The 9,470-nt window shown below is 71.7% G+C and carries 2 protein-coding genes and 15 tRNA genes; 2 read left to right on the top strand and 15 right to left on the bottom strand.

From position 1 onward, the window contains the following. Both VIB55_RS08495 and VIB55_RS08490 read left to right on the top strand, forming a co-directional pair. A partial coding sequence (locus VIB55_RS08495; protein ID WP_331876231.1) for a neuraminidase-like domain-containing protein occupies window positions 1-4,180 on the top strand: 4,180 nt, incomplete at its 5' end. Between the two features lie 51 nt (window positions 4,181-4,231). Further along, window positions 4,232-7,843: a hypothetical protein gene (locus tag VIB55_RS08490; protein WP_331876230.1), complete on the top strand. Its 3,612-nt coding sequence runs from the start codon at window positions 4,232-4,234 to the stop codon at window positions 7,841-7,843. Between the two features lie 98 nt (window positions 7,844-7,941). Here VIB55_RS08490 and VIB55_RS08485 read toward each other — a convergent pair. The 15 genes from VIB55_RS08485 to VIB55_RS08415 all read right to left on the bottom strand — a co-directional run bounded on the left by VIB55_RS08485 (window position 7,942) and on the right by VIB55_RS08415 (window position 9,444). Next, window positions 7,942-8,024 (bottom strand) — tRNA-Ser (locus VIB55_RS08485). Between the two features lie 20 nt (window positions 8,025-8,044). Next, window positions 8,045-8,118 (bottom strand) — tRNA-Pro (locus VIB55_RS08480). A gap of 15 nt (window positions 8,119-8,133) precedes the next feature. Continuing rightward, window positions 8,134-8,219: transfer RNA gene (locus tag VIB55_RS08475), tRNA-Ser, on the bottom strand. Between the two features lie 9 nt (window positions 8,220-8,228). Further along, window positions 8,229-8,315: transfer RNA gene (locus tag VIB55_RS08470), tRNA-Ser, on the bottom strand. A 46-nt stretch (window positions 8,316-8,361) separates the two neighbouring features. Then, window positions 8,362-8,434: transfer RNA gene (locus VIB55_RS08465), tRNA-Gln, on the bottom strand. A 23-nt stretch (window positions 8,435-8,457) separates the two neighbouring features. After that, window positions 8,458-8,530, bottom strand: a tRNA-Gly gene (locus tag VIB55_RS08460). A gap of 41 nt (window positions 8,531-8,571) precedes the next feature. Further along, a tRNA-Thr gene (locus tag VIB55_RS08455) sits at window positions 8,572-8,643 on the bottom strand. Between the two features lie 14 nt (window positions 8,644-8,657). Beyond that, window positions 8,658-8,730, bottom strand: a tRNA-Ala gene (locus VIB55_RS08450). Between the two features lie 15 nt (window positions 8,731-8,745). Beyond that, window positions 8,746-8,819 (bottom strand) — tRNA-Val (locus VIB55_RS08445). A gap of 4 nt (window positions 8,820-8,823) precedes the next feature. Continuing rightward, a tRNA-Tyr gene (locus VIB55_RS08440) sits at window positions 8,824-8,907 on the bottom strand. A gap of 24 nt (window positions 8,908-8,931) precedes the next feature. After that, a tRNA-Ala gene (locus VIB55_RS08435) sits at window positions 8,932-9,004 on the bottom strand. A gap of 61 nt (window positions 9,005-9,065) precedes the next feature. After that, window positions 9,066-9,139: transfer RNA gene (locus tag VIB55_RS08430), tRNA-Asp, on the bottom strand. A gap of 52 nt (window positions 9,140-9,191) precedes the next feature. Next, window positions 9,192-9,264 (bottom strand) — tRNA-Gly (locus VIB55_RS08425). Between the two features lie 18 nt (window positions 9,265-9,282). Next, window positions 9,283-9,354, bottom strand: a tRNA-Glu gene (locus VIB55_RS08420). A 17-nt stretch (window positions 9,355-9,371) separates the two neighbouring features. Further along, window positions 9,372-9,444: transfer RNA gene (locus VIB55_RS08415), tRNA-Thr, on the bottom strand. Window positions 9,445-9,470 lie beyond the last annotated feature (26 nt).

Here is a 9,470-nt window from a genome sequence, read left to right as displayed (position 1 = left end):
GGGATGGACCATCGACGAGACGGACCGGGCGCTACAGCTGTTTCTTTCCGGGAGCGCGCGGCCGCTGGAGTGGACCACCATCGGCGCGGCGTGCCGGACGGCGCTGCTGCACCTGGGCCGGCTCGCGGCGTTGGAGGAGCGGCTGCAGGTGGGGCCGGACGCGCGGCGCAGGCTGCTCACCCTCTGGTCCCCCCTTCCCACCACGGGGCGCGACGCGCTGTACGTGCAGCTCTTCGCCGCCGGCGGCCCCCACCAGGATGCCGCTTTCGAGCATCCGCTGGGCGAGTACCTTTCCGGCCCGGCCCTGGTGCGGGACCACCTCCCGGCCCTGCAGGGCGCGCTGGGGCTGACGGCGACCGAGATCCGCGAGATCCTGGCCGACGCCGCGCGCGCCCTGCCGGCCACCGAGCTCCCCTCCGTCTTCCCCGGCACGGTGCACACGCCGGATACGGCGTCGCTCACGATCGCCAGCGTCTCGCTGCTGCACCGCTACGCCCTGCTGGCTCGGGGGCTGGAGATGCCGGTCCGCGACGTGGTCGCGCTGCGGCGGCTTTCCGGGATCGACCCCTTCCTCCCCCTGCGCGCCGATCCCACCGCCGTCCCGGGCGACGAGGACCCGCTCGCGCACACGTTGCGCTTCGTGGACGCCGCGGCGCAGGTGCGGGAGAGCGGACTGTCGGTGGAGGACCTGGAGTACCTGCTGGCCCACCGGTCGGACCCGGTGGGCCGCTACCGAGCGGACCCGGACGCCGCCGCCGCGCTCACCCGTGCGCTGGGCGCGGAACTCCGCCGCATCCACGCCGAGCATCCCCTGCCGCCCCATTCCCCCACGCCTGGCGATCCCGGCGAGGCGGCGGTGCTGAGCGACGACGTGCTGCGCCAGGAGCTCGCCGTCGTCCTGCCGCCGCCCGAGGTCGAGACCTTTCTGGCGATGTGGACGGGGGAGGCCAGGTACCACGCCGAGCGGGAGGTGGCCGCCCCCGCCGTGCCGCTGGACCCCGCCGCGTTCGCCGGCGAGCCCGCCCTGCGCGTGGAGTACGATTCCGTGCGGCGCATGCAGCGGCTGGCCTACCGCGGCGTGCTGGCGCAGGCGGAGCGCGACCGCCTGGTGGCCGCGCACGGCGGCGCCGGCGCCACCCTGCTGGGCGCGCTGCTGGACGACGTGCGCGGGCAGGCGCGGACCTTCTTCGTCGCCAACCTGGTGCGTGAGGCGACCCCCCTGCGCGGGTTCCTCACGGCCGCCGACTTCGACGGTCTCTTTGCCCCCGCCGAGCCCCTGCCGAACGACCTTGCCGAGGCCGAGCGGCGCGCGCGGGTCACGCGGAACGACGAGCGGCTGCGGGAGCGGCGGCGTACCGTGCTGCGCGCGCTGGTGCCCGTGGTGCGGGCGCGGCTCACCCGCGAGGCGGCCGTGCGCGTCCTGGCCGCCGACCTGCGCGCGGATCCCTCGCTGCTGGAAGCGCTGCTCACGGACCCGCGGCTGCTGGCGGAGCCGGGCGGCGGCACCCCCGCGCCGCTGCTGGATGCGTTCGCCGCGGCGGCGGAGGAGGGCGTGACGGTGCGCTACTACGCCGAGGGCACCACCGACGCCGTCCGGACGGGCACCGTGGCCGAGCCCGCCACCGCGGCGACGGACCGTGCACGCATCGACGGTGCGACTGGCGCACGCTTCGACGGGCGGCTGGAGGTGGAGCATGCGGGGGCGTACCGCTTCACTGCCCTGGCCGGCCGGGCGGGGATGGCGGTGGAGCTGCGGCTGGCCGCCTTCCCCGACCCCGTTCTTCGCGGGGTGGCCGCGGCCCCGGACCAGGAGATCAGCGGCTTCGTGGAGCTGCGCCCCGGCGTCTCCTACGCCTTCACCTTCCAGGCAGGCGCCCTGGTAGACGGCGCCGCCACGCTGCTGGTGGAGAGCGACCGCCTGCCCCGGGGCCCGTTGTCACGGCTGCGCCTGACCCCGTCCGCCGCCGTGGAGCGCGTGGGCCGCGCGCGCGTGCTCCTCGCCAAGGCCGGCCAGCTGCTGGAAGGACTGGGGATCGACGAGGGCGAGCTGCGCTACCTGCGCGACCACGCGGCCGACTTCGGCGGCATCGACCTGGGCGCGCTCCCCACCGCCGGGACCGACGAGCGAACGTCCGCCGCCGTGCTCTTCGAACGGTTCCTGCGCCTGGCGGGGTATGCACGCCTGCGGGCGGAGATGGCCGGCGGCACCGCCGGGCTGATCGGCGTCCTCCAGGCGGCCCGCCGCGCCGAGCCCGCATCCGCGCCTCCGGCGGAGGCGGCGGAGCGCTTGATGGCCGGCGTCTGCCGGCGGATCGCGGAGCTTGCGCGGCGCGACGTAGACACCGTGCGGGCGGCCGTGGCGCACCTGGGCTACCCGGTGCAGACCACGGCTGGCGGCGTGGAGGTGCGCGAGCTGGCCGACGAGCGCGGCGTGCGGCGGGTGTGGGAGGTCCTGCGCGTGGTGGAGCGGCTGGGCGCACCGGTGGGCGAGGTGGCCCGGTGGACGGCAGTCGTACGCAGCGCGCCCACGGCGGAGGACCAGGACCGGCGCTTCGGAATTGCGCGCGCCGTGCGGGGCGCGGTCAAGGCACGCTACGGGGCGCAGAGCTGGCAGCGCGCGGCCCAGCCCATCCACGACCAGCTGCGCCGGCTGCAGCGCGACGCGCTGGTCGCCCACGTGCTGCACCGCCACCCGGAGGGGTTCGAGCGCCCGGAGCAGCTCTTCGAGTTCTTCCTGGTAGACCCCGGGATGGAGCCCGTCGTCCAGACCTCGCGGCTGCGGCTGGCCATCTCGTCCGTGCAGCTGTTCATCCAGCGCTGCCTGCTCAGCCTGGAGCCGCACGTGCCGCCCGCCGCCATCGACACGGCCCAGTGGCAGTGGATGAAGCGCTACCGGGTGTGGGAGGCCAACCGCAAGATCTACCTGTATCCCGAGAACTTCCTGGAGCCCGAGCTGCGCGACGACCGCACGCACCTGTTCCGCGAGCTGGAAGGCGCGCTGCTGCAGGGCGAGGTGTCGGAAGATTCCGTGGCCGACGCCTTCTTCCGCTACCTGCGGGGGCTGGAAGAAATCGCGCGCCTGGAGGTGGTCACCACCTACCAGGAGACCGCGCCCCACGGCCCGGGCACCCTGCACGTGATCGCCCGCACCTACGCCGAGCCGCACCGCTACTTCCATCGGCGCTACGCGGACGGAACCTGGACGCCGTGGGAGGCCGTGGGGGTGGAGATCGAGGGCGACCACATGGCGGCGGTGGTCTGGCGCGGCCGCCTGCACCTGTTCTGGGTAACCTTCATGGACCGGCCCGCGCAGCCGCAAAGCAGCGCCGACAGCAGCCCCCGTGCGCTCGCCGAGGAGAGATCCGGCTCGCTCGTGCAGATGTACGTGGACATCCAGCTGAACTGGGCCGAGTACTTCCAAGGCGCGTGGACGGGCCGCAGCTCCGGCGGCTTCGGCGAGCCGATGCGCGCGCGGGTGGGCCGCGGGTTCGACCGCCGCGAGGTGCTGCTGTTCGTCGCGAAGGAGATGGAAGACGGGGAGGAGCGCGCCGTGCGCATCGAGCTGGGTACCCCCATCCGTTGCGCCTTCCGAGTGGTGAGCAAGAACGGGCGGCCGCTCGTGATCGACGGGGTGCATGTTCACGGCCTGGTACCCTACCCGGACCTCTCGGCCGCCGGCACCCGTCTCCGCGGAACGGGGGCGCTGAAGGTGATGCCGTCATACCGGCGCGCGGACCGGCCGCCCCCGGACGGGACGCGCACCCTCCCCATCCTGCGGCGGGGCGGCACCTTCTCGCTGGCGCTCAGCGGCAACACGATGGACCCGGAGTCCACGCCCGAGGAGAACCGGGTACGGCCGTTCTTCTACCAGGACGACCAGCACACCTTCTTCGTGGAGCCCGCCCTGGCTGAGGTGCCGCTCGCCGCGTTCGAGGGCTTCAGCACCGGCGACAAGCTCCCGTCCGCGGCGGCCACTCGCGAGGTCCAGGTCTACGCCGGCGTGCCCCAGGGACTGCGGCCGGGGCCCTCCGATCCCCAGGACCCGTACGCGCGCCACGCGGTGCTGGAGCGCCGGGACTGGGCGGCCGGCGAGGCAGTGCAGCTGCAGTTCGGCGACGTGGCGATCGGCCAGCACGGCGGGCTCGCGCAAGCGGGGCTGCAGGGCGGCATCCCCGGCTGAACCGCCGGCACGATCTCACGGACACCCTTACCCGCGACCCGGGATCACCCCATGCCCGACTCGTTCCACATCCTCTACGACCTTTCCGGCGGCGGCAAGCCGGGCGGCGACGGGTCGCTGGCGAAGCTCGCCGCGCGCAAGCTGGGCTACCGCTTCACCACGCACTTTCATCCCTACGCCGGCCGGCTGGTGGAGCGGCTGATCGAACGGTCCGTGCGCGGGCTGCAGGCGACGGACACGGAGTACAGCACCCCGGCCGTGCTGGCCACGGCGGCCTCCGCCACGCGGGCGGACGACACGGGCGTCACCCTGGAGGCAGGCGAAGAGGTGCGGCTGGGGGACGGCGCCCGGCTCACCCTGGCCGACGGCACCGCGGTGCGCCTGGCCGGCGGCCGCCTGACGCGGCGCGACACGGGGGCGGCGGTGACGCAGCCGCCCCCCGTGGCCGCCACCCTGCCGCAGGGCGCCCGCGTGTCGCGCGCGGACGGCACCCGCGCCACCCTTGCCGCCGCCACGGCCGTGCGGCTCCCGGCGGCCGCGCCCCGGCTCGCCTTCTACGAGCCGCTCTTTACGCCCTCGCGCTACGACCCCGACCCCGCGCAGGTAGACGAGCGGCACTGGCCGGCCAAGGAGCTGGACTTCTCCACGGGCGGCGGGTACGCCGTGTACAACTGGGAACTGTTCTTCCACGTGCCGTTCACCATCGCCGTGCACCTGAGCAAGAACGGGCGGTTCGACGAGGCGCAGCGCTGGTTCCACTACATCTTCGACCCCACGGACGACAGCGACGGGCCCACGCCCGAGCGCTTCTGGAAGGTGAAGCCGTTCCAGCGCGCCGACGTGCGGCAGATCGAGGAGGTGCTCGCCAACCTTTCCGCCGGCACCGACCCCGCGCTGCGCGAAGAAACCCTGCGGAGCATCCAGGCCTGGCGCAACGCTCCGTTCCGCCCCCACGTGGTCGCCCGGCACCGCCCGTGGGCGTACATGTACAAAACGGTGATGGCGTACCTGGACAACCTGGTCGCCTGGGGAGACGCCCTCTTTCGCGAGGACACGGGCGAAAGCATCAACGAGGCGACGCAGCTGTACGTTCTCGCCGCCAACCTGCTGGGGCCGCGCCCACAGGCCGTGCCGCGCAAGGGAACCGTGGGCGCGCAGAGCTACGCCCAGCTGCGCGACGACCTCGACGCCTTCGGCAACGCCCTGCGCGAGCTGGAAACCGACATCCCTTTCGACGCGGCGCCCCTTCCGCACGCCGGCGGCGGCGGCGACGCCGGGCGGCTGCGCACGCTGCGCGGCCTTTCCACCCTCTATTTCTGCGTGCCGCGCAACGACCGGCTCGTCGGCTACTGGGACACCGTGGCCGACCGGCTGTTCAAGATCCGCAACAGCCTCAACTTCCAGGGCGCCTTCCGCCAGCTCCCCCTCTTCGAGCCGCCCATCGACCCCGCGCTGCTGGCGCGCGCCGTGGCCGCGGGGGTAGACGTGGGCGCCGCCGTGCGCGGGGCCGACCAGCCGCTCCCCCTGGTGCGCTTCGGGTTCCTGCTGCAGAAGGCGGCCGAGATCTGCCATGAAGTCAAGGCGTTGGGAAGCGCCCTGCTGGCCGCGGTGGAGAAGGAAGACAACGAGGCCCTCGCCGCCCTCCGCGCCCGCCACGAGCGCGTGGTGATGGGGCTGGCCGAGACGGTGCGCTACGGGCAGCTCCAGGAGGCCCGCAAGGCGCGGGAGGGGGTGGAGCTGTCGATGGCCAACGCCGTTCGCCGCTACGTCTACTACGAGCGGCTGCTGGGGCGGCCGGAGGGCGAGATCCGCATCCCCGAGCTCGAGGCGCTGGACACCGGCGGGTTGAGGGAGATGCGGTTCAATGCGGCGGAGCCGGCCGTGGCGCCCCGCCCGATCGACGTCGACATCGCGGCGTCCGGGGGGAGCACGCTCAACCAGGCCACCCGCGGCCTGCTCGGCGAGGACGACGTGACGGGCGGGCGGCTGATGAGCCGCTATGAGGCGCAGGAGCTGGACCTCCTGGAGCAGGCCCGCCTGGGGCACGTGGCCGCGGTGCACCTGGACGTCCTCTCCGCCGGCCTGGGGCTCATCCCCCAGTTCGATGCCTACGGGAGCCCTCTGGGGGTCGGCGCCGGGGTCGGCTTCGGGGGCGTGCAGCTCTCGCGGATGACGGGGATGATGGCCAGCGTGGCGCGCGGCGTCTCCGATGGGGTCACCTACGCCGCGGGACGGGCGGCCAAGATGGGGAGCTACGCCCGCCGCGAGCAGGAGTGGGCGCTCCAGAGCAACCTGGCCGCCGGAGAGATCACGCAGGCGTACAAGCAGCTCCGCGCCGCGCAGATCCGCGAGGCCGTGGCGGAGCGGGAGTGGATCAACCACCAGCAGCAGGTCCGCAACGCGCGGGAAATCGAGGCCTTCCTGGCCGGCGAGTCCGGCGGCAAGACCACCACGCGCGCCTTCTACGCCTGGATGCGCCGCGAGACGCGGGGGCTGTACGGCCAGAGCCTGCAGCTGGCGGTGGAGGTGGCGCGAAAGGCGGAGCGGGCGCTGCGGCAGGAGCTGGGAGACCCGGACCTCGCCTACATCCAGCCCGGCTACCTGGCGGGGCGCGAGGGGCTCCTGGCCGGCGAGCGGCTTCAGCTGGACATCAAGCGCATGGAGCTCGCCTACCACGAGCTCAACCGGCGCGAATACGAGCTCACCAGGCACGTCAGCCTGCTGCAGGTGGCCCCGGCGGAGCTGCTGCGGCTGCGCGCCACGGGCCGCTGCACCCTGTCGATCCCCGAATCGCTCTTCGACATGGACGGGCCCGGGCACTACTTCCGGCGCATCCGCTCCGTGGCGGTGAGCGTGCCCTGCGTCACCGGCCCGTACACCAGCGTCAACTGCACGCTCACGCTGGTGCGCAGCAGCATCCGCCGCAGTCCCGCGCTGGGCGGCGGCTACGCCCGCCGCGACGCCCAGGACGAGCGGTTCAGCGACCACTTCGGCGGCATCCAGGCCATCGTCACCAGCGCCGGGCAGAGCGACAGCGGGATGTTCGACCCCGGCGCGCGCGACGAGCGCTACCTTCCGTTCGAGTGGTCGGGAGCCATCAGCGAATGGCGGCTGGAGCTCCCCGCCAACCCCGCGCGGGGAGAGCCCTGCCAGTTCGACTACGGCACCATCGCCGACGTCGTCCTGCACCTTCGCTACACGGCCCGCGACGGCGGCGCCGCGCTGCGCGACCACGCCTTGGCGGAGCTGTCCGCGCGCATCGACGAAGCCGAGGCGGCGGGATCGGTGCGCCTGTTCTCCGTGCGGCACGAGTTCCCCACGGAATGGGCGCGGTTCCGGAGCGCCGCCCCCGCGGCACCCGTGGCGCTGGTGCTCCCGCTGCGAGCCGAGCACTACCCGTTCTGGAGCCAGGGCCGCCTGGGTGCCGTCCGCCGCGTGGACCTGTTCGCGAAGACCACGCGGACCGTCGCGGTCTACGGCGGTCCCGATCCCGCGGCGGCGGGCGTGCGCCGCGACTCCATCGGCCCGGCCGCCATGGGCGAGCTGCGCACGGGAACGCTGGAGAACATTCCCCTGCCGCCGTCCCCAACCGGCGACTTCACGCTCTACTTCGACGACAACTCGATGGACGACCTGTGGCTCGCGCTTGCCTGGGGTGCGTAACGACGAGCGGAGACGGCAATTACACCCGCAACGAAAACGGCCCCGCCGCTCAGACTGAGCGGCGGGGCCGTAGATCGTTGCACCACGACATCTTTCAACGGAGGCGGAGGGACTCGAACCCCCAAAGGCTTGCGCCCGCCGCATTTCGAGTGCGGTGCCTTACCAGTTAGACTACGCCTCCAACAAAAACCGACTTCTCAGTCGGGACGGCCGGATTTGAACCGGCGACCCCTCGCTCCCGAAGCGAGTGCTCTACCGGGCTGAGCCACGTCCCGAAACTTCCCACGGAGCGGACCGGGTGGGATTCGAACCCACGAGGGCTGTTAACCCCACACGATTTCCAATCGTGCTCCTTAAGCCGCTCGGACACCGGTCCAAGACGGAGCGGAGAGGGCGGGATTCGAACCCGCGTGTGCCTTTTGGGCACGACGGTTTAGCAAACCGTTGGTTTTAGCCACTCACCCACCTCTCCAGTACCGTGCACGCGCGGCAGCCCACCACGCGCACCTTTCCCTCCATTGCCCCCCCAGGGATCGAACCTGGACTTTCCTGAGTCAGAGTCAGGCGTGTTGCCAATTACACCAGAGGGCACCAGAACCAGATTGTCAAAACGAAGCGGGAGACGGGGTTCGAACCCGCGACCCTCAGCTTGGGAAGCTGATGCTCTGCCAACTGAGCTACTCCCGCACGGCCTACCGAATGTAAACCCGCTGCCGCGGTTGCACCAGAGCCACCGGTCGGAATTGAACCGACGACCGCTCGATTACGAATCGAGTGCTCTACCCCTGAGCTACGGTGGCAACGTCCGTCACAGTGGAGCTGAGGGGAATCGAACCCCTGACCTCTGCAGTGCGATTGCAGCGCTCTCCCATCTGAGCTACAGCCCCGAAAACCAGCGCGAGTGGGCGGTACAAGACTCGAACTTGTGACCTCCACGATGTCAACGTGGCGCTCTAACCAACTGAGCTAACCGCCCGAAGTGGTGGGGGTAGGATTCGAACCTACGTAGGGCTTAGCCCGGCAGATTTACAGTCTGCTGCCATTAGCCACTCGGCCACCCCACCGCTTTGGTGCTCACTGCGTGCCAATGGAGCCGAGGGGAATCGAACCCCTGACCTCTTGAATGCCATTCAAGCGCTCTCCCAACTGAGCTACGGCCCCGTGAGCCGACCCGTGTTTTCAAAACCGCCGCGGCGCGCGTGGCGCCTCTTCGCGATACCAGCGGGGCCGACGGGACTCGAACCCGCGACCTCCGGAGTGACAGTCCGGCACTCTAACCGACTGAGCTACGGCCCCAGAGCGTTTTGGTTCCCGGAGACGCAACCTCCGGCCCTGCACATCATCCGAGAGCGGGCAACCGGGCTCGAACCGGCGACCTCAACCTTGGCAAGGTTGCGCTCTACCAACTGAGCTATGCCCGCACTACCACTGCTACCCGACGCTCCCACGGGGAGTCGAACCCCGCTCTCAACCTTGAAAGGGTCGTGTCCTAACCGATAGACGATGGGAGCCGATCCCTTCCCCTACAAGCTCGCGATGGGACTCGAACCCATGACCTCTTCCTTACCAAGGAAGTGCTCTGCCGGCTGAGCTACGCGAGCACCCAAGCAGGCCAGGAGGGAATCGA

Origin of the sequence: Longimicrobium sp., assembly GCF_036554565.1 — a bacterium.
In the GTDB taxonomy this organism is placed as follows: Bacteria; Gemmatimonadota; Gemmatimonadetes; order Longimicrobiales; family Longimicrobiaceae; genus Longimicrobium.
Note: the sequence above shows the minus strand (reverse complement) of the source record. Positions and strands in the feature narration are given on the sequence as shown.

Bases quoted from the DNA above. Each gene is read 5' to 3' on its own strand.
- VIB55_RS08490 (WP_331876230.1), top strand. From the start codon at position 4,232: ATGCCCGACTCGTTCCACATCCTCTACGACCTTTCCGGCGGCGGCAAG.